This is a genomic window from Actinosynnema sp. NPDC023658, assembly GCF_040639995.1.
Taxonomy (GTDB): Bacteria; Actinomycetota; Actinomycetes; order Mycobacteriales; family Pseudonocardiaceae; genus Actinosynnema.
In genome coordinates this window covers 1-19032 of the sequence record NZ_JBFAAX010000033.1, presented here as the reverse complement: position 1 = coordinate 19032, position 19032 = coordinate 1, and the positions used below count along the sequence as shown (strand labels likewise).

At 70.7% G+C, this 19032-nt stretch carries 16 protein-coding genes; 8 read left to right on the top strand and 8 right to left on the bottom strand.

The window, feature by feature from the left end; all coding sequences use genetic code 11:
• Positions 1-50: 50 nt before the first annotated feature.
• The 4 genes from nuoL to AB0G02_RS07100 all read left to right on the top strand — a co-directional run bounded on the left by nuoL (position 51) and on the right by AB0G02_RS07100 (position 6116).
• Positions 51-1958, top strand: coding sequence for an NADH-quinone oxidoreductase subunit L (gene nuoL / locus AB0G02_RS07115; protein WP_360790632.1), 1908 nt, complete (start codon positions 51-53; stop codon positions 1956-1958).
• The gene (locus AB0G02_RS07110; RefSeq protein WP_360790601.1) at positions 1955-3517 is read left to right on the top strand and encodes an NADH-quinone oxidoreductase subunit M; all 1563 of its coding nucleotides are present in this window, start codon (positions 1955-1957) and stop codon (positions 3515-3517) included. Before nuoL ends, AB0G02_RS07110 begins: the two co-directional genes overlap by 4 nt.
• 1 nt (position 3518) lies before the next feature.
• A complete protein-coding gene (gene nuoN, locus AB0G02_RS07105; RefSeq protein ID WP_360790598.1) occupies positions 3519-5093 on the top strand; it encodes an NADH-quinone oxidoreductase subunit NuoN in 1575 nt (524 codons plus the stop codon).
• Between the two features lie 69 nt (positions 5094-5162).
• Positions 5163-6116 (top strand): polyprenyl synthetase family protein, encoded by a 954-nt coding sequence (locus AB0G02_RS07100; RefSeq protein ID WP_360790595.1) that lies wholly within the window; start codon positions 5163-5165, stop codon positions 6114-6116.
• A 153-nt stretch (positions 6117-6269) separates the two neighbouring features.
• On the opposite strand, the gene rarD is transcribed toward AB0G02_RS07100, so the two are convergent.
• A complete protein-coding gene (gene rarD / locus AB0G02_RS07095) occupies positions 6270-7133 on the bottom strand; it encodes an EamA family transporter RarD (RefSeq protein ID WP_360790592.1) in 864 nt (287 codons plus the stop codon).
• Between the two features lie 258 nt (positions 7134-7391).
• On the opposite strand from rarD, the gene AB0G02_RS07090 reads away from it, so the two are divergent.
• Positions 7392-9566: a hypothetical protein gene (locus AB0G02_RS07090; protein ID WP_360790590.1), complete on the top strand. Its 2175-nt coding sequence runs from the start codon at positions 7392-7394 to the stop codon at positions 9564-9566.
• 95 nt (positions 9567-9661) lie between these two features.
• Here the strand turns inward: AB0G02_RS07090 and AB0G02_RS07085 are convergent, their stop codons facing one another.
• From AB0G02_RS07085 to AB0G02_RS07070, 4 genes are all read right to left on the bottom strand, one after another.
• Positions 9662-10717 (bottom strand): 2-oxoacid:ferredoxin oxidoreductase subunit beta, encoded by a 1056-nt coding sequence (locus AB0G02_RS07085; RefSeq protein ID WP_360790588.1) that lies wholly within the window; start codon positions 10715-10717, stop codon positions 9662-9664.
• On the bottom strand, positions 10714-12615 hold the full coding sequence (locus AB0G02_RS07080) for a 2-oxoacid:acceptor oxidoreductase subunit alpha (RefSeq protein ID WP_360790585.1): 1902 nt from the start codon (positions 12613-12615) through the stop codon (positions 10714-10716). Before AB0G02_RS07080 ends, AB0G02_RS07085 begins: the two co-directional genes overlap by 4 nt.
• Positions 12616-12835: 220 nt before the next feature.
• A complete protein-coding gene (locus AB0G02_RS07075) occupies positions 12836-13597 on the bottom strand; it encodes an enoyl-CoA hydratase (protein ID WP_360790582.1) in 762 nt (253 codons plus the stop codon).
• Between the two features lie 10 nt (positions 13598-13607).
• A complete protein-coding gene (locus AB0G02_RS07070) occupies positions 13608-14048 on the bottom strand; it encodes an Lrp/AsnC family transcriptional regulator (protein ID WP_360790579.1) in 441 nt (146 codons plus the stop codon).
• 75 nt (positions 14049-14123) lie between these two features.
• On the opposite strand from AB0G02_RS07070, the gene ddaH reads away from it, so the two are divergent.
• Positions 14124-15002, top strand: a complete 879-nt coding sequence (gene ddaH / locus AB0G02_RS07065) for a dimethylargininase (protein ID WP_360790577.1) — start codon at positions 14124-14126, stop codon at positions 15000-15002.
• A gap of 120 nt (positions 15003-15122) precedes the next feature.
• Here the strand turns inward: ddaH and AB0G02_RS07060 are convergent, their stop codons facing one another.
• The gene (locus AB0G02_RS07060) at positions 15123-15938 is read right to left on the bottom strand and encodes an SAM-dependent methyltransferase (protein ID WP_360790574.1); all 816 of its coding nucleotides are present in this window, start codon (positions 15936-15938) and stop codon (positions 15123-15125) included.
• A 176-nt stretch (positions 15939-16114) separates the two neighbouring features.
• Complete coding sequence (locus AB0G02_RS07055; RefSeq protein ID WP_360790571.1) at positions 16115-16684, bottom strand: TIGR03086 family metal-binding protein; 570 nt, start codon at positions 16682-16684, stop codon at positions 16115-16117.
• 63 nt (positions 16685-16747) lie between these two features.
• Between AB0G02_RS07055 and AB0G02_RS07050 the strand changes: the two genes are divergently transcribed.
• The gene (locus AB0G02_RS07050) at positions 16748-17500 is read left to right on the top strand and encodes a helix-turn-helix domain-containing protein (RefSeq protein ID WP_360790568.1); all 753 of its coding nucleotides are present in this window, start codon (positions 16748-16750) and stop codon (positions 17498-17500) included.
• Positions 17501-17620: 120 nt separating this feature from the next.
• Positions 17621-17791, top strand: coding sequence for a hypothetical protein (locus AB0G02_RS07045; protein WP_360790566.1), 171 nt, complete (start codon positions 17621-17623; stop codon positions 17789-17791).
• 7 nt (positions 17792-17798) lie between these two features.
• Here the strand turns inward: AB0G02_RS07045 and AB0G02_RS07040 are convergent, their stop codons facing one another.
• Positions 17799-18836, bottom strand: coding sequence for a LysR family transcriptional regulator (locus AB0G02_RS07040; RefSeq protein ID WP_360790563.1), 1038 nt, complete (start codon positions 18834-18836; stop codon positions 17799-17801).
• Positions 18837-19032 lie beyond the last annotated feature (196 nt).

The following is a 19032-nucleotide window of genomic DNA, read 5'->3' as shown; positions in this document are numbered from 1 at the left end:
CCATGCTCGACCCCGCAAGCGGGTCATCGGGCGTTGCTGCCGCCGGCGGGATCGGCAGCCTCGCCTGGTTGCTGCTGGCCCTGCCGGCCTTCGGCGCGCTCGTGCTGCTGGTGGGTGGCAAGCGCACCGACAAGTGGGGCCACCTGCTGGGCTGCGCCACCGTGATCGCCGCGTTCGCCTACGGTGTCGCGCTGTTCTTCGACACGGTCGCGCTGGCGCCGGAGGCCCGCACCACCGAGGTGCACCTGTTCGACTGGGTGCCGGTGAACGCGCTGAACGTGGAGTTCGGGCTGCGCCTCGACCCGCTGTCGCTGACGTTCGTGCTGCTGATCACCGGTGTCGGGTCGCTGATCCACATCTACTCGATCGGCTACATGGCGCACGAGGCCGGGCGGCGGAAGTTCTTCGCCTACCTGAACCTCTTCGTCGCCGCGATGCTGCTGCTGGTCCTCGGCAACGGCTTCGTGACGCTGTACTTCGGCTGGGAGGGCGTCGGTCTCGCGTCCTACCTGCTGATCGGCTGGTACCAGTACAAGCCGGAAGCCGCGTCGGCCGCGAAGAAGGCGTTCCTGATGAACCGGGTCGGTGACCTGGGTCTGGCGATCGCGATCTTCCTGCTGTTCAGGGCGCTGGGCACCACCCAGTACACCGAGGTGTTCGCCCGCGTGGGCGAGCTGTCCTCCGGCGAGGTCCTGGCCATCACGTTGTTGCTGCTGCTCGGCGCGTGCGGCAAGTCCGGCCAGTTCCCGCTCCAGGCGTGGTTGCCGGACGCGATGGCCGGTCCGACGCCGGTCTCCGCCCTGATCCACGCGGCGACGATGGTCACGGCGGGCGTCTACCTCATCGCCCGGTCGAACCCGATCTACAACCTCAGCGCCGACGGCCGGCTCGTCGTGATGATCATCGGCGGCTTCACGCTGCTGATCGGCTGCATCATCGGCTGCGCCTACGACGACTTCAAGAAGGTGCTCGCCTACTCGACGGTCAGCCAGATCGGCTACATGATCCTGGCGGTCGGCCTCGGACCGGTCGGCTACGCGCTGGGCATCATGCACCTGCTCACGCACGGCTTCTTCAAGGCGGGCCTGTTCCTCGGCGCCGGTTCGGTCATGCACGGCATGAACGACGAGGGGAACATCCGCCGCATGGGCGGCCTGATGAAGAAGATGCCGATCACCTTCGTCACCTGGACGCTGGGCTACCTGGCGCTGATCGGCTTCCCGTTCCTGTCCGGCTACTTCTCCAAGGACGCCATCATCGCGGCGGCGTTCAGCGAGCCGGGCTGGCGCGGCTGGGTGTTCGGCGGCGTCGCGGCGCTGGGCGCGGGCATCACCGCGTTCTACATGACCCGCCTGCTGTGCCTGGTGTTCCTGGGCAAGCCGCGCTGGACGGACCTCAAGTCCGCAGACGGCCGCGACTACCACCCGCACGAGTCCGGCCTGTCGATGACGGTGCCGATGATCGTGCTGGCGATCGGGTCGGTCGGCGCGGGCTGGTTCTTCGAGTCGGACCACAACCTGGCCGGCTGGCTCAGCCCGTCGCTCGGCGAGCTGCACGAGCAGCACGGCGTGCTGGACCACGGCGTGGTGAACATCCTGGTGCTGGCCCTGTCGGCGCTGGGCGTGCTGCTCGGGTTCCTGCTGTTCGGCCGCGGCACGCAGCCGGTGGAACGGCCGGCGCGGGTGTCCTTCCCGGTCCGCGCCGCGCGCGCCGACCTGTACGGCAACGCGCTGAACGAGGCGCTGTTCGCGCGGCCGGGCACCTGGCTCACCCGCGCGCTGGTGTTCGTGGACAACAAGGGCGTCGACGGCCTGGTCAACGGGTCGGCGGCGCTGCTGGGCGGTAGCTCGGGCCGGCTGCGCAGGTTGCAGACCGGGTTCGTGCGCTCGTACGCGCTCTCCATGCTCCTGGGTGCGGTCTTCGTCCTGGGTGCGCTGCTGATGGTGAGGTTCTCGTGAGCTGGACGCTGATCGCGCTGCTCCTGCTGCCGCTCGTCGGCGGCCTGGTGGTGGCGTTCCTGCGGGGCAACGACCGGTTGGCCAAGACGGTCGCGCTGGCGTTCTCGCTGGTGGAGCTGCTGCTGGCCGTGCTGGCGTGGACGGCGTTCGAGCCGGGCGGCGAGCGGCTCCAGCTCACCAGCTCGGCCGACTGGATCCCGGCCTTCGGCGTGCACCTGTCGTTCGGCGTGGACGGCATCGCGCTGGTGATGATCGCGCTGATCGCCTTCCTGGTGCCGATCGTCATCGGCGGCTCGTGGGCGGACAAGCTGCCCGAGGGTCGCAGCGCCGGCGGCTTCTTCGCGCTGCTGCTGGTCATGGAGACCGGCATGGTCGGTGTCTTCGCGGCCACCGACGTGTTCCTGTTCTACGTGTTCTTCGAGGCCGTGCTGGTCCCGATGTACTTCCTGATCGGCCGGTTCGGCGGGCCGAACCGGCAGTACGCGGCGATGAAGTTCTTCCTGTACTCGCTGCTCGGCGGCCTGATCATGCTGGCGTCGGTGATCGGCCTGTACGTGGTGAGCGCGGACAAGATCGGGCACGGCACGTTCGACTGGGCGACGCTGGTCACCATCACGCGCGACCTGCCGCTGTCCACGCAGATCTGGCTGTTCCTCGGCTTCTTCGTCGCGTTCGCGATCAAGGCGCCGCTGGTGCCGCTGCACACCTGGCTGCCCGACGCCGGTGCGGAAGCGCCCGTCGGCGCGGGCGTGCTGCTGGTCGGCGTGCTGGACAAGATCGGCACGTTCGGGTTCCTGCGCTACTGCCTGCCGCTGTTCCCGGCGGCCAGCAAGGAGCTCGCGCCGCTGGTCCTGGTCCTGGCCGTGGTCGGCATCCTGTACGGCTCGCTGCTCGCCGTCGGCCAGTCCGACATGAAGCGGTTCGTGGCCTACACCTCGATCGCGCACTTCGGCTTCATCGCGCTCGGCATCTTCGCGTTCAGCTCGCAGGCGGGTACGGGCGCGGTGCTGTACATGGTCAACCACGGCCTCTCGACCGGCATGCTGTTCCTGGTCGTCGGCATGGTCATGGCCCGCGGCGGGTCGCGCCTGATCGAGGACTACGGCGGCATGGCCAAGCTCACCCCGGTGCTGGGCGGGCTGTTCTTCGTGGCCGGTCTGTCGTCGTTGGCGCTGCCGGGCACCAACTCGTTCGTGAGCGAGTTCCTGGTGCTCATCGGCTCCTTCCCGAACCAGCCGGTCTACACGATCCTGGCCACCGTCGGCATGGTCCTGGCCGCGCTGTACGTCCTGTGGCTGTACCAGCGGGTCTTCCAGGGCCCGGTGCGCGGCACGGCGCTGCTCGACGCGGTCGGCGGTCCGGGTGCGGCGGTCGACCCCGAGCGGGCCGCGGTGCCGGACCTGAACAAGCGCGAACTGGTCGTGCTCGCGCCGCTGGTGGCACTGATCCTGGTGCTCGGCTTCTACCCGAAGCCGGTGTTGGACGTGATCACCCCGTCCGTCGGGGCGACGCTCAGCGAGGTCGGGGTGGCCGACCCGGTCGCGCAGGAAGGCAAGTGACGTGACGACGTTCCTCTCGCAGAACGTGGAACGGCTGCAGGTCCCGGAGATCGACTACGGGGCCGTCGCACCGTTGCTGATCGTGCTCGGCGCGGCCTGCCTCAGCGTGCTGCTCGAAGCGTTCCTGCCCAAGACCCAGCGGTGGGCGGCGCAGGTCGTGCTGACCCTGGTCACGCTGGCCGCCGCGGGTACCGGGCTGGCGCTGTACGCGTCGGCGGAGGGCACGCCCGACCAGGGCAAGCTCACGCTGGCCGGCGCCCTCGCGGTCGACCGCCCGGTGATCTTCCTGTGGGGCACGCTGCTGCTGCTCGGCCTGGGCGCGGTGCTGCTCATCGCGGACCGGTCGGTCGAGCCGGGCGGCGCGTTCGTCGCCGACGCCTCGATCCTGCCGGGTGCGGCGGTCGGCGTGCGCGAGCGGCTGCGCCGGCAGGAGATGCAGACCGAGGTGTTCCCGCTGACGCTGTTCGCGCTCGGCGGGATGATGGCCTTCGTCGCGGCGAACGACCTGCTCACCATGTTCATCGCGCTGGAAGTGCTCTCGCTGCCGCTGTACCTGATGTGCGGCCTGGCCCGCCGTCGTCGCCTGCTCTCGCAGGAGGCCGCGGTGAAGTACTTCCTGCTCGGCGCGTTCGCGTCGGCGTTCTTCCTGTACGGCGTGGCCCTGCTCTACGGCTTCGCGGGCTCGGTGAAGCTCTCCGACATCGCCAACGCCACCACGGCCACCGACCGGTCCGACACGCTGCTCTACGCGGGCTTCGGCCTGCTCGTCGTCGGCCTGCTGTTCAAGGCCTCCGTCGGCCCGTTCCACGCCTGGACGCCGGACGTCTACCAGGGCTCGCCCACGCCGGTGACGGCGTTCATGGCGGCGTGCACGAAGGTCGCCGCGTTCGGCGGCATCCTGCGCGTGCTCTACGGCGCGTTCGAGCGGTCGAGCTGGGAGTGGAACGGCGTCCTGTGGGGCGTGGCGATCGTGTCCATGGTGATCGGCGCGGTGCTGGGCCTCACCCAGACCGACGTGAAGCGGATGATCGCGTACTCCTCCGTGGCGCACGCGGGCTTCCTGCTGATCGGCGCGATCTCGCTGAACGACCAGGGCCTGTCCGGCACGATGTTCTACCTGATGGCCTACGGCTTCACCACGATCGCCGCGTTCGGCATCGTCAGCCTGGTGCGCAACGGCGACGGCGAGGCCACCCACCTGTCCCAGTGGGCGGGTCTGGCCAAGCGGTCGCCGGTGGTGGCGGGCGTGTTCACGTTCCTGCTGCTCGCGCTCGCCGGTCTGCCCCTGACCAGCGGTTTCGTCGGCAAGTTCGTGGTGTTCGCGGCGGCGGTGGAGGCCGACATGGTGCCGCTGGTCGTGATCGCCCTGGTGGCGAGCGCGGTGGCGGCGTTCTTCTACCTGCGGGTGATCGTGCTGATGTACTTCAGCGAGCCCGCGGCCGACGGCCCCACGGTGAGCGTGCCCGGCGCGTTCACCACGGTGGCCATCACGCTGGGTGCGGCGATCACGCTCGTGCTCGGCGTCTACCCGTCGTTCGCCCTCGATTGGGCGGGTGCCGGCGCGTTCATCTTCTAGTGGTACGTAGGCTCTGTAGCCGTGACCAGTAGCGAGCGGGCGGGGACGGGGTTCCGGTTTGAGGACCCCGTGCTCGCGGAGGTGGTTCAGGACGGGTTGGCCGAGGTGGAGGGGCTGCTGCACAAGGTCGTGCAGAGCGACTTCCACCCGGTGATGGAGACGTCCCTGCACCTGGTGTCCGCGGGCGGCAAGCGGATCCGACCGCTGTTCACCATCCTGTCCGCCCAGTTCGGCGGCACGTGGGACCGCGAGAGCGTGGTCAAGGCGGCGGCCGTCGTCGAGCTGACCCACCTGGCCACGCTCTACCACGACGACGTCATGGACGAGGCCACCATGCGCCGCGGCGCGGAGTCGGCCAACGCCAAGTGGGACAACAGCATCGCCATCCTGACCGGCGACTACCTGTTCGCGCACGCGTCGGCGCTGGTCGCGGACCTGGGCACGGGTGCGGCGCGGATCATCGCGGAGACGTTCTCCGAGCTCGTGACCGGGCAGATGCGCGAGACGATGGGCCCGCGGACCGGTGAGGACCCGGTCGCCCACTACCTGACCACGATCGCGGAGAAGACCGGGTCGCTGATCGCCACCGCCGCCCGGTTCGGCGCGATGTTCTCCGACGTCACGCCGGAGCAGGTGGAGGCGCTGCGCGCGTACGGCGAGGTCATCGGGGCGGCGTTCCAGATCTCCGACGACGTCATCGACATCGCCTCGCCGTCGGAGGAGTCGGGCAAGACGCCCGGCACGGACCTGCGCGAGGGCGTGAAGACGCTGCCCATGCTGTACGCGCTGCAGGACGAGCCGGACTCGCGGCTGGCGAAGCTGCTGGCGGGCCCCATCACCGAGGACGCCGAGGTGGACGAGGCCCTGGCCCTGCTGCGGGCGTCGACCGGCCTGCAGCGCGCCCGTCAGACCCTGGACGACTACGCCTCGCGCGCCCGCGCCCTGCTGCACGTGCTCCCGGCCGGCGCCGCGCGCGACGCCCTGGGGTCCGTGAGCGACTACGTCGTCACCCGCTCCCACTGACCCGCGAGAGTCCTACGTCCAGCGCGCGAGAGTCCTACGTTCACGCACCCTGAGTTCAACGCTCGTGACTAACGGTGTTAGTCGTGAGCGTTCAACTCACGGCTCCTGAACGTAGGACTCTCGGCGCGTGAGCGTAGGACTCTCGCGGTGGGGTCAGGTCAGGTCGGGGACGGGCAGGCGGCGGCGGGCGCGGACGGCGTCCACGGTGAACACGGCCAGGGCCACCCAGACCAGGGCGAAGCCGAACCAGCGGGACGTGGGCATCGGCTCGTGCATCACGAACACGCCCCAGGCGAACTGGAGCACGGGCGCCAGGTACTGCAGCATCCCCATGGTCACCAGCGGCACGAGCCTGGCACCCGCGCCGAACAGGATCAGCGGGACGGCCGTGACCAGCCCGGACGACGCCAGCCACAGCGCGTGACCCCAGCCGCCCGAGTGGAACGTCCCGGCCGGCCCCAGCCAGATCAGGTAGCCGACCGCGATCGGCGCGAGCACGAGGCTCTCCGCGGTCAGGCTGGCCGTCGCCTCCAGCGGCACCGTCTTCTTCAACAGCCCGTACACGCCGAACGAGCACGCCAGCGCCAGCGAGATCCACGGCAGCCTGCCGTAGTCGACCGCCAGCACCACGACGGCCACCACGGCGATCGTGAGGGCCGCGTACTGCGGCAGGCGCAAGCGTTCGCGCAGCACGACCACCCCCAGCAGCACGCTCACCAGGGGGTTGATGAAGTAGCCCAGAGCGGCCTCGACGACGTGCCCGGTGTTGACCGCGTGGATGTAGACGCCCCAGTTGACCGCGATGAGCACGGACGCGGCCGTCACCATCGCCCACCCGCGACCGGACAGCCTGCGGATGCCCGACCAGCGGCCCAGCACGGCGGTGATGACGGCCATCACGACCAGCGACCACGCGATCCGGTGGGCCAGGATCTCCACCGACCCGGCCGGCTGCAGGAACGGCCAGTAGGCGGGCACGATGCCCCAGAGGAAGTAGGCGCCGATGCCGAAGGCCATTCCCCTGTTCGTGCGATCGACTTCCGCGGGAGCGGCTGAGGGATTGGTCAACGGCGGCACGCGGGCTACTGTACGCCGCCCGTTTTGGCTGGTCAGTTGCTCCAGGTGGCCTACTATCGAACCCTGGTCACAGGTCCGGCCGGCCCCACGCGCCGAACCCGGCGGTCAGGGTAGTTTTGCACCGCTTCCACTACCGGGTGAAGGCTCGGAAGCGGAGCGTGTCGGGGCGTGTGACAAGCAGCAGTGGGAGGGTCTCCCGTGAGTTCGCTCTTCGGGCAGGTGTGGCTGTGGAGCCTGCTGTCCTTCGTGGCAGGCGTCGCGCTCACCTGGCTGGTCCTGGTGCGTCCGGCGAAGCGGGAGCTGGAGGAGGTGGAGGAACGCCTCCTCACGTCCCCGCGCCCCGCCGCCGCCTCGTCCTCGGCCGTCTCGGTGAGCTCGGCGGGGTCGGCGGCCTCGGTCGCGCCCAAGGCCGACGCGGGTGACGAGTTCGACGACTGGCACGTCGAGGCGTCCCGCTCGCTGGCGGATGAGGTGCCGACCCCCGAACCCGCCCGGTTCGAGACCGCCGCCGAGCACGCCCGCTACGAGGCCTCGGCCCCCGAAGCCGCCCGCTACGACGTGTCGAACATGAAGCTCGACCAGCGCGACTCGCTGCTGGAGGAGCTGGACGACGAGCACCGCCCGCTGTCGGACTTCGAGGAGCAGCACGACTTCCCCGAGTTCGACGCCGAGCCGCCGCGCAGCCTGTTCGAGCGGCTGACGCCCGGTCCCGACACGCGGGAGACGCTGGAGGCGAAGCCGCGCCGGCAGCCCGAGGACGAGCCGGAACTGCCCCCCGAGGCGACCACGCACCTGATGCCGGTCGTGCGGGACGTCCCGGTGGCCGCGGTCGCGCCGCGCCAGGAGGAGCCCACCGCGCCGCCGGAGGTCGAGGTCTTCCAGCCGCGCGAGGTGTGGCGCGAGGAGCCCGTCCAGGAGGTCTACGACGAGGACGTGGACACGGCCGGCCGCGAGGAGGAGGACGAGCCGGAACGCCGGCCGGGTTCCGCCGAGGAGACGGCGCTCATCCCGGCCACCGCGCTGGCGCAGGCCATCGCGGAGGTGGACGCCGAGCAGCGGACCGCCCAGGAGCGGCCCGCCGAGCAGGAACCCGAGCCGCAGGTGTGGCCCGAGCACGACCTGACCGGCCACTTCGCGCCCGTCGACGTCGAGTCGGCCCGCGGTGAGCTGTCCACGTCGGCCGCCGACACCGCCGCCCGGGACGAGGCGTTCTTCACCGAGCTGTCCCGCACCGAGGGCCGCCGGCACGGAGCACGCCACGACGAGAGCCGCCACGACGACAGCAGGCAGGACGAGTCGCGCCACGACGACGGCCGTCACGGCCAGGGCCGCCACGACGAGGACCGCCGGGACCAGGTCGAAGAGGGCCCGCGGACCGACGTCATCCGCGCCGTGGTCGACTCCGCGCCGGCCGAGCGCGAGACCGAGCACGTGGTCGACGAGCCGTCCGCCGCCGAGCTGACCGCCGTCAACCTGACCTCGGCGGACCTCGGGCGCACCGGCCGGAGCGGCCCCGAGCCGTCGCACGCCGACCCGTCGCACGCCGAGCCGCCCGCCGCACCCGAGACGTCGCCCGAGCCCGCCGCCACCGCGCCCGAGCCGACCGCCGAGCCCGAGGTGACCCCGAAGCACGAGGTGACCCCGACGCACGAGCCGGCCGCTGAGTCGGAGTCGGCCGCGAAGCCCGAGCAGCACGTCGAGCCCCCGGCGTTCGAGCCCAAGTTCGTCCCGTCCCAGGCCGACCAGTCCCTGCCCGCCCGTGCGGCCAAGGCCGCGGACCCCGCCGGGACCAAGCCGAAGAAGGACGAGCCCGCCCGGCCGCGCAGCCTGTTCGAGCCGCTGGAGGACGACGACCAGGGTGAGCCGGAGCAGACCCGCCCGGCCCCGCCCCAGTCGTCCGGCAACGACCAGCCGTTCGTGCCCACGCTCGCGCCCGAGCTGCTGGCGGGCAACCCGGTGCCGATGAACCCCACCGGCGGCCTGCCGCAGCGCCCCACGCGTCCCGCGGGCTCCCCGCGCACGCCCCCGCCGGCGCCGCTGTCGGCCAAGCCGATCACGCCGCCGCCCCCGCGCCCGGTGCGGCCGCGCCCGGTCGGGTTCAGCCCCAGCACCGGCGGCAGGCAGCCCGCGCCCGGCAGCACCCGCTTCCAGGGGCAGCAGGAGGGCTTCAACCCGCGCTCGCCGTTCGGCCCCGGCTCCGTCCTGCCGAAGTCCGACGGCAAGGCGCCCGCGCCGGAGTTCCAGGTCAAGGCCACCCTGACCGGTCGCCGCTACTTCACCGGCGAGTCGGCCAACTTCCGCGAGACCCGCGCCGACGTGTGGTTCCGCACGACGGCCGACGCGGAGAAGGCGGGCTTCCGCGAGGCGCCGTGACCCCTGCTTCCCCGGGGAGGGAAAGCGGAGAACCCCCTGTTCCGGGAGGCGGAACAGGGGGTTCTCCGTTGTTCGGGACGCTCGGCCGGGACCGCTCAGCCGTTGACGGTCCAGGTGTCCTTGCCGTGCAGCAGCGCGCGCAGGTCGGCGGGCTTGGCGGCCTTGGCCTGCTCGACCTGGGCCCGCGCCGCGTCGTCGTACGTGGTGCGCGCGACGTTGCGGAACACGCCGGTGACGGTGTGCTGGAGGTCCTGCGTCGACAGCCGGGACAGCGCGAAGGACAGGTTCAGGTCCGACGCGTCGTGCACCACGACGTCCTCCGGCGCGACGTCCGCCGACTTGGCGACGCCCAGGCCGAAGCCGTCCCGCACCACCGCGTACTCGCCGTTGCCGAACGTGATCGGCTGCCCGTCGACCACGTTGATGATCCGGCGTGCGGCCTCGTCGGAGTCCTTGAGCACGTCGAACGCGCCGTCGTTGAAGATCGGGCAGTTCTGGTAGATCTCCACCAGCGCCGAGCCGCGGTGCTCGGCGGCCTGCCGCAGCACCTCGGTCAGGCCCGCCCGGTCCGAGTCGACCGCGCGGCCGACGAACGTGGCCTCCGCGCCCAGCGCCAGCGACACCGGGTTGAACGGGTGGTCGAGCGACCCGAGCGGCGTCGACTTGGTGACCTTGCCCTCCTCGGAGGTGGGCGAGTACTGGCCCTTGGTCAGCCCGTAGATCCGGTTGTTGAACAGCAGGATCTTCAGGTTCACGTTGCGGCGCAGCGTGTGGATCAGGTGGTTGCCGCCGATGGACAGCGCGTCGCCGTCACCGGTGACGACCCACACCGACAGGTCCGGTCGGGCCACGGCCAGGCCGGTCGCGATGGCCGGCGCGCGCCCGTGGATCGAGTGCATGCCGTAGGTGTTCATGTAGTACGGGAACCGCGACGAGCAGCCGATCCCGGACACGAACACGATGTTCTCGCGCTTGAGGCCCAGCGTGGGCAGGAAGGACTGGACGGCGTTGAGCACGACGTAGTCGCCGCAGCCCGGGCACCAGCGGACCTCCTGGTCCGACTTGTAGTCCTTGGCCTTCTGCGGCTCGTCCGCCGTGGGCACGCCGACCAGGCCACCCACCGCGGGCAGCCCCAGCTCGGTCGCGGTCATTCGGACACTCCCTTGATCACATCGGCGAGCACGTCCTGCAGTTCCTCGGCCTTGAACGGCAGTCCCTGCACCTTCGTGTAGCTGATCGCGTCGACCAGGTACTTGGCGCGCAGCAGCAGCGCCAGCTGGCCGAGGTTCATCTCCGGCACGACGACCCGGTCGTACCGGGCGAGCACGTCACCCAGGTTCTTGGGGAACGGGTTGAGGTGCCGCAGGTGCGCGTGCGCCACCGGCATCCCCAGCTTGCGGACCCGGCGCGCGGCCGCGCCGATCGGGCCGTAGGACGAGCCCCAGCCGACGACCAGGACGCGCGCCTCTCCGGACGGGTCGTCCACCACGACGTCGGGCACCTCGATGCCGTCGATCTTGCGCTGCCGCAGCCGCACCATGTGGTCGTGGTTGACCGGGTCGTAGGAGATGTTGCCGGTGCCGTCGGCCTTCTCCAGCCCGCCGATGCGGTGCTGGAGGCCGGCCGTGCCGGGCACCGCCCACGGCCGCGCCAGCGTCTCCGGGTCGCGCAGGTACGGCCAGAACGTGCCGTCGTCGGCGTTCGGCTCGGTGGCGAACCGCACGGTCAGGTCGGGCAGCTCGGACAGGTCCGGGATCAGCCACGGCTCGGAGCCGTTGGCGATCGCGCCGTCGGACAGCAGCAGCACCGGCGTGCGGTAGACCAGCGCGATGCGCGCGGCTTCCAGCGCGGCGTCGAAGCAGTCCGCGGGCGACTGCGGCGCGACGATGGCCACCGGCGACTCGCCGTTGCGGCCGAACATCGCCTGCAGCAGGTCGGCCTGCTCGGTCTTGGTCGGCAGACCGGTGGACGGGCCACCGCGCTGCACGTCGATGACGACCAGCGGCAGCTCGGTCATCACGGCCAGGCCGATGGTCTCCGACTTGAGCGCCACACCGGGACCGGACGTCGACGTCACGCCGAGCGCGCCGCCGTAGGACGCGCCCAGGGCCGCGCCGATGCCCGCGATCTCGTCCTCGGCCTGCAACGTGGTGATGCCGAAGTTCTTGTGCTTGGACAGCTCGTGCAGGATGTCCGACGCCGGGGTGATCGGGTAGGTGCCGAGCACCACGGGCAGGCCGGACTGCTGACCGGCGGCGACGATGCCGTACGCGAGCGCGGTGTTGCCGGTGATCTGGCGGTACGTGCCCTGGTTGAGCTTGGCGGGCGCGACCTCGTAGGTCACCGCGAACGACTCGGTGGTCTCGCCGTAGTTCCAACCCGCCCGGAACGCCAGCACGTTGGCCTCGGCGATGTCCGGCTTCTTGGCGAACTTCTCGCGCAGGAACCGCTCCGTGCCCTCGGTCGGCCGGTGGTACATCCAGGACAGCAGGCCCAGGGCGAACATGTTCTTCGCCCGCTCCGCGTCCTTCTTGCCCAGGCCGGTCTGCTCCAGGGCGCCGATGGTCAGCGTGGCCATCGCGACCTTGTGCACCTGGTAGGCCTCGGTGAGCGAGTCGTCCTCCAGGGGGTCGGCCGCGTAGCCGACCTTCACCAGGTTGCGCTTGGTGAACTCGTCGGTGTTGACGATCAGGATCCCGCCCTTGGGCAGGTCGTCGATGTTCGCCTTCAGCGCGGCCGGGTTCATCGCGACCAGCACGTCGGGGCGGTCGCCCGGGGTCAGGATGTCGTAGTCGGCGAAGTGCAGCTGGAAGCTGGACACGCCGGGGAGGGTGCCCTGTGGCGCCCGGATCTCGGCCGGGAAGTTCGGCTGGGTGGCGAGGTCGTTGCCGAACGCGGCGGCTTCCGAGGTGAACCGGTCCCCCGTGAGCTGCATGCCGTCGCCGGAGTCGCCGGCGAACCGGATCACCACGCGGTCGAGTTTGCGGACCGTGCCGTCCTGCCGTGGCGAGCCACCTGGCGCGGCGCCGTTACCAACGTCGGTAGTCATGTCCTACGCCGATCCCTTTCCTCACAACCGCTCAAGGGGCTGATGCACCCCTCCCCCTCCGCGAGGGTAGTCGTGCCCGACCTCGTGCCGGTTTCTCCTGTACCACTGTGCGGGACGGTTCGTCCCACCAGGTGTTCAGGGGCCGAACTGGGCAGCAATCGAGTAATACCGGCCGGTAACTGTTACCCGAAGTTACAGGCACTCGGAGGGTGTGTCCAGGTCAGCCGCGGCTGCTGATCCGGGCCTTCATGGCCGCCAACCTGGCCTGGAACTCCGGCGTCGCGATAGAGGCGACCTGCGGGGTCAGCTCGGTGTCCACCGCGTCGGCGTGGTCGGCCAGGTTCGCGGTCGTGCGCATGGACGCCTTGATGGTGCGGACGAGGTCGCGCGACGCTTCGGCCGACGGGCGGGCGAACTCGACCGCCGCGGCCACCAGCTCGTCGTGACCGCCGTCGACCCGGGCCCAGGCCAGGCCGTGCGCCACCGCCGCGTCCGCGCCCAGGACCTGCCCGAACAGCGTCATCGCGGTCGCCGTCTGGGGTCCGGCGAGGCGGTGCAGCATCCACGTCATCCCGCCGCCGGGGTGGATGCCCAGCTGGAGGAACCGCGCGTCGAACCGGGCGTCGCCGTTGACCAGGCGCACGTCGCAGGCGAGGGCCAGGTTGAGCCCCGCGCCCACCGCCGCGCCACCGACCGCCGCGATCGTGGGCAGCGTGCAGCGGGCGACCGCGAGGAACCCGGCGTAGATGCGGCGCAGGCCCTCCTCCCGCGCCTCGCCCAGCGCCGTGAGGTCCGCGCCCGCGCAGAACGCCGGGGGAGTGCCCGTGACGACGACCGCGTGGACGTCGGCGTCCTCCTCGCACGTCCGCACCGCGGCCACGAGCTGCTCGGAGAGGTCGAGCGTGAGCGCGTTGCGGCGTTCGGGGTCGTGCACTGTGATGACCGCCACGCGGTCGGAGCGTTGCAGGAGCACTTCGGCCATGCGGGCGACTCTAGGGGGCCGGTGGCCGGTCCAGGAGGCGGGACAGCACCACGGTGGAGACCGTGCGGTCGATGATCTCGACGGCCCGCAACCGTTCCAGCGCGGTCTCCAGGTGGTGGATGTTCGCCGCGCGCAGGTGCACGATCGCGTCCGCCGCGCCGGAGACGGTGTACGCGGCCCGCACCTCGGCCATCGTCTCCAGGCGTTGCTGGATGTCGTGCGGCGCGACGTTGCCCCGGCAGTGCACCTCGACGAACGCCTCCGTGCCCCAGCCGAGCTGCTCCGGGTCGACCACGGCGGTGAAGCCGCGCAGGACGCCCGTGTCCAGCAGCTTGTCCACCCGCCGCTTCACCGCCGGCGCGGACAGGCCCACCTCCTTGCCGATGTCGGCGTAGCTGGAGCGGGCGTTGGCCATGAGGCACGAAATGATTCGCTGGTCGATCGAGTCCACACGCAACATTGTGCCCTAGAAGACGCAATGTCACGGCGTTGTTCGAGGGTCAGAGGGCAATCTAGATTTCGATCCATGACCTCGGTTTCCTTCGCGGGCCCCGGTGACGAGCCGATCGTGCTGGACGTCGGCACCCCCGCCACGCAGGTGCGCGTGCCGACCACCCGTCGGTACCTCATGTGCCCGCCCGCGCACTTCACGGTGGAGTACGCGATCAACCCGTGGATGGACCCCACGCAGCCGATCAGCACCGCGCTGGCCGTGGAGCAGTGGACGGCCCTGAAGGAGACCTACGAGCGCCTCGGCCACCGGGTCGAGGTGATCGAACCCCAGCCGGGCCTGCCGGACATGGTGTTCTCGGCCAACTCCGGCACGGTCATCGACGGCCAGGTCCTCGGCTCCCGCTTCCGCGCACCCCAGCGCGCCGCGGAGGCCGACCACTTCCGCCGGTGGTTCCTGGCCAACGGCTACCGGACCGTCGTCATGCCCGAGCGCACCAACGAGGCCGAGGGCGACTTCGCCTGGACCGGCCGCTACCTGCTCGCGGGCACCGGCTTCCGCACCGACCCCCTGGCCCACTCCGAGGCGCAGGAGGTGCTCGGCGTGCCGGTCATCTCCCTGCACCTGACCGACCCGCGCTACTACCACCTGGACGTGGCCCTGTTCGTCCTGGCGGACGACCTGATCGCCTACTACCCGGACGCCTTCTCACCGGGCAGCCGCCGCGTCCTGCGCCGCCTGTTCCCGGACGCCATCGTCGCGACCGCCGACGACGCCGCCTGCCTGGGCCTGAACGCGGTCTCCGACGGCCGCCACGTCGTCCTGCCGGTGGAGGCGACGGGGTTGGCGGACCAGGTGGCCCAGCGCGGTTTCGAGCCGGTCTTCGTGGACATCTCGGAACTGCGCAAGTCCGGCGGCGGTCCGAAGTGCTGCACGATGGAATTGCGGGACTGAGGTAATTCTTCGTTCCCGTGCGGATTCCGCGGAAATCCGGTCGCGGGACGTGGTGGCGGCGCCGGTCCTTCCGCGCCGGTCAGTCGTTGTCGGCTGACCGGCGCGGAGTCCACCGAGAGATCAGTCCACCCGGCCCACGGCGGCGTAGCCGAGGCCGTGCGCGGGGCTGAGGGTGGGGATGTCCAGGCCGGGACGGGGGTTCCAGTCGGGCATCAGCGTGACGCCCGGCTCGACCAGCGTCATCCCGTCGAACAGGGCCTCCACGCCCGCCCGGTCGCGGACGTAGAGCTGCTCGATCACGCCCTTGTACGCCTCCACCATGGCGTGCACCTGCACCTTGGTCTCCGGGTCGGCGCACTCGTCGGTCAGCTGGGACAGCGCGATGTAGCTGCCCGGCGCGCAGGCGTCGCGGTAGGCCTTCATCAGGCCCACCGGGTCCTCGTGGTCTCCGACGAACACCATCACGCCGGTCATCACGACGCCCAGCGGGCGGTCCAGGTCGAGCACCGCGGTCACGCGCGGGTCCGCGAAGAGCTCGTCCGGCCGTCGCGCGTCGCCCTCGACCATCACCGCGTCGGGGTTGTCGCGCAGGATCTCCGCGCCGAGGGCGGCGGCGACCGGCTCGTAGTCGACGTAGACGACCTTCGCCCGCGGATCGCGCGCCTGCGCCACCTCGTGCGTGTTGCCCGCCGTGGGCAGGCCCGAGCCCAGGTCGAGGAACTGGGTGATTCCCTGGTCGACCATGAACGCCACCGAGCGGCGCAGGAAACCGCGGTTGAACCGGGCGAGCATCTCCATGCCGGGCAGCACGGACTTGATGCGGTCGGCGCGGTCGCGGTCGGCGGGCAGGTTGAACGCGCCGCCGAGGTAGTAGTCGTAGATGCGGGCGATGTTGGGTGTTCCGGGATCCAGGTGGGCGGTCTCGAAAGCCGACATTCGTGCCGTCCTAAGGTGGGATGGGTGCACGTGTTGAGCGCTGACGCCTCCCCGACGAAGCGCTCATGGTGCCGCAGGGTGCGGCGAACGAGAACACGTCACCCATCCCGGCAATTCGCATTCCTGATAGCGGTGCCGCGAATTGTCGCAATCGAATACCGGCCGTGCCGGGAGGACTACGGCGTGCGACCGGTGAGGCCGACGATCCGGTCGATCAGCGGCGCGTCCGCGGGCACGGGCACCTCGGGGCCGTAGAGACCCATGTCGCGACCCATCTGCGCGGACCCGAGCAGGTCGGCGTGGATGTGCTCCAGCAGCTCCCGGTCCCACGCCGGCGCCTGACCGGTGGCCCGCGCCAGGTCCCACGTGTGCACGACGGTCTCACCCAGCACCATCGAGCCGATCAGCTCGGCCGGCATCTGCTGGGGGCTCCCGACCGACGTCGTGCCGGTCCACGCCGACGGCTCGCCCCACGCCGCCGCGCGGTCGCGCAGCAGGGCGGACAGCTCGGCGGCCCAGTCGCCCGCGGTCAGGTCGACGTCGGTCTCGGCGGCGGCCGGTGGCGGCACGGCCTCCTTGCGCGCGGCGGCGTTCAGGGACGGACCCCAGAACAGCAGGTGGTTCAGCAGCGCGCGGACGTCGAAGTCGGCGCACGGCGTCGGTGCGCCCAACTGGTCGGGCCCGACGTTCTCGACGACCTCCAGCGCGGTCGTCACGGCGTGGTCGATCAACTGCTCACGGGACATGCCGCCCACCGTAGGAACCGCCACCGGCCGTGTATTGAACAAAGGCGACATACGCTCGTCGGCGTGACGAGGGACGAGCGGGAGCTGGAGTGGTGGCGGCACCAGCGCCACGAGTTCCACCAGCCGTCGCCCGACCTGGCCGCGCACGTGGCGCGGTACTGGGTCGTGGAGTGGCGCTACGACCGGCCGTACCGGCAGCTGGTCGTGCCCTACCCGAACGTTCAGCTGACGTTCCACGCCGGCGCCGCCCTGGTGACCGGCGTGTCGAGCGGGCACGTGACCAAGGAGCTCGACGGCGAGGGCCGCGTCTTCGGCGTCGCCTTCCACCCCGGCGCCTTCCGGCCGTTCCTGCGGGCCCCGGTCCAGTCGATAACCGACCGGTCCGTCCCGGCCGGCGCCCTGTTCGACGGCCTGCCCGACCACGCGGACCTCGACCGCGTGGAGGACCTGCTCCGCCGCAACCTGCCCGGACCCGACCCGAGGGCGCGGCAGGCGGTCGAGCTGGTGGCCCGGATCGTCGAGGACCCCTCGATGACCAGGGTCGACGCGTTGGCCCAGGAGACCGGCACCAGCGTCCGCGGGCTGCAACGCCTGTTCGCGGAGCACGTCGGCGTGGGCCCGAAGTGGGTGATCCGCCGCTACCGCCTGCGCGAGGTGACCGAGCGCATGGAGGCGGGCGGGCGGATCGACTGGGCGGCCCTGGCCGCCGACCTCGGCTACGCCGACCAACCGCACTTCGTCCGCGACTTCACCGCCATGTTCGGGGAGACGCCCACCCGGTACGCCGAGCGCTACCCGGAGCCCGTCCGGTCGTGACGCGGCCGGCGGTCCGGGGTCCGCGATCCGTCACCCATAGGGCTGATCGCCCTAGCGGACGGACCCCCGTCGGTGCTCCGATCGACGGCACTCGCTGTCGACCAAGGTAGGGAGCGCGCCATGAACGACCTCGACGCCCAGCGTCCGTCGTCGCCCCAACCGCAACAGGAGCAGGAGGAGCCCGTGGAACGGCAGAAGCCCGAGGTCCCGAAGCCTCTCACCGGACTGGAGTGGTTGGTGCGCCAAGCCCAACGGCGCCGCGAGGAACGCCCGTCGGACCCGGCGCGCTAGACGCCCGCTAGTCCGACACCTCGCGCTGGAACGCCGCCCACAGCAGGTTCAACGGGTGGTCGGCCGGGAACTTCGCCCGCTCCTCCTTGCGGGCGAAGACCCCGACCAGTCGCTCCAGCTGCGGCTTCCGGTCGTTCTTCAGCTCGACCACCCGCAGGCCCGACCCCTCGCGCAGCTCGTTGTTCGCGGCCACCACTCCCAGGCCGGACGTGACGATCATGCAGCCCTCGACCAGCCCGGACCGCAGCAGCGACATCCCGTACTGGATCTCGTCGATCTCCGCCGCGATGTCCAGCTCGTTGCGGTAGTCCGCGCCGAACCACCCGCGCAGGAACTCCGCGATCAACCCGTCACCGGGCACGACCAGCGGCAGCCCCGGCAACTCCCCGGTGCCGACGCTCGCCCCCAGCTTGCTTTCCGGCATGTTCGTCAGCAGCGCCAGCCCGCCGCGCCGCCACTCGATCACGTCGAAGTCCTCGAACCCGCTGTTGCGACCGGAGTGCGTCACCACGCTCCCGCACACGATGTCGACCTCCTTGGACTCCAGGCTCGTCCAGATGTCCTTCGTGCGGATGTGCACGACCTTCAGCTCCACGTCCCGCCGGCGGAAGTCGTCCGCCACGTGGTCCCACGCCTTGGCCAGCGCGTCGAGCATGAACCGCGTCGTGCCCACGGTGAGCGTGGTGCCGAGCTTGCGCCGGCACTCGTGAATCGAATCGAGCCACTCCGTCAACGTGGTCCGCGCCAATTCCACCAACGCCTCGCCGGTCGGTGTGATCAGCACGTCTTTTCCCCGACCCTGCTTGACGACCAGCGGTTCACCGCACAACGACTTGAAGTTGCGGTTGAGCGTGTCGATCTGCTTCTGCACGCTGGACTGCTCCCGCCCGAGCACCCGCGCCGCGCGCAGCGCCGATCTCGTCTCGTACACCGCGATCAACGTCCTGAGCTGGTCCAACGTGGTGTCGAGGAGCAGGGGGGACGTCTGCAGGAGCCTGCTGAGCTGGTTGCCGGCGGGCAGGAGCAGTCGGGCCGAGGTCGACATGCAGGGCCTCTCGGGTCGTGGCGTGATGTTCTACCGATTAGTTGTACTGAACTTGACCGCAGTTCGTCCTGAAATTATCCGAAGATCTTGATGGATTTCCCTGGACAGGTATACGCGATCCGTAAGAGACTTCTGCCGCAACCAGGTGCTTGTTCACGTGGGAGCAATCAGGGGGGTATTGGGGGGTTGGGGGCCC

Coding starts and splice junctions, on each gene's coding strand:
- AB0G02_RS07040 (WP_360790563.1), bottom strand. CDS start 18,836: ATGTCGACCTCGGCCCGACTGCTCCTGCCCGCCGGCAACCAGCTCAGC.
- AB0G02_RS07045 (WP_360790566.1), top strand. CDS start 17,621: ATGAACGACCTCGACGCCCAGCGTCCGTCGTCGCCCCAACCGCAACAG.
- ddaH (WP_360790577.1), top strand. CDS start 14,124: ATGACCTCGGTTTCCTTCGCGGGCCCCGGTGACGAGCCGATCGTGCTG.
- AB0G02_RS07080 (WP_360790585.1), bottom strand. CDS start 12,615: ATGACTACCGACGTTGGTAACGGCGCCGCGCCAGGTGGCTCGCCACGG.
- AB0G02_RS07060 (WP_360790574.1), bottom strand. CDS start 15,938: ATGTCGGCTTTCGAGACCGCCCACCTGGATCCCGGAACACCCAACATC.
- rarD (WP_360790592.1), bottom strand. CDS start 7,133: ATGGCCTTCGGCATCGGCGCCTACTTCCTCTGGGGCATCGTGCCCGCC.
- AB0G02_RS07055 (WP_360790571.1), bottom strand. CDS start 16,684: ATGTCCCGTGAGCAGTTGATCGACCACGCCGTGACGACCGCGCTGGAG.
- AB0G02_RS07085 (WP_360790588.1), bottom strand. CDS start 10,717: ATGACCGCGACCGAGCTGGGGCTGCCCGCGGTGGGTGGCCTGGTCGGC.
- AB0G02_RS07075 (WP_360790582.1), bottom strand. CDS start 13,597: ATGGCCGAAGTGCTCCTGCAACGCTCCGACCGCGTGGCGGTCATCACA.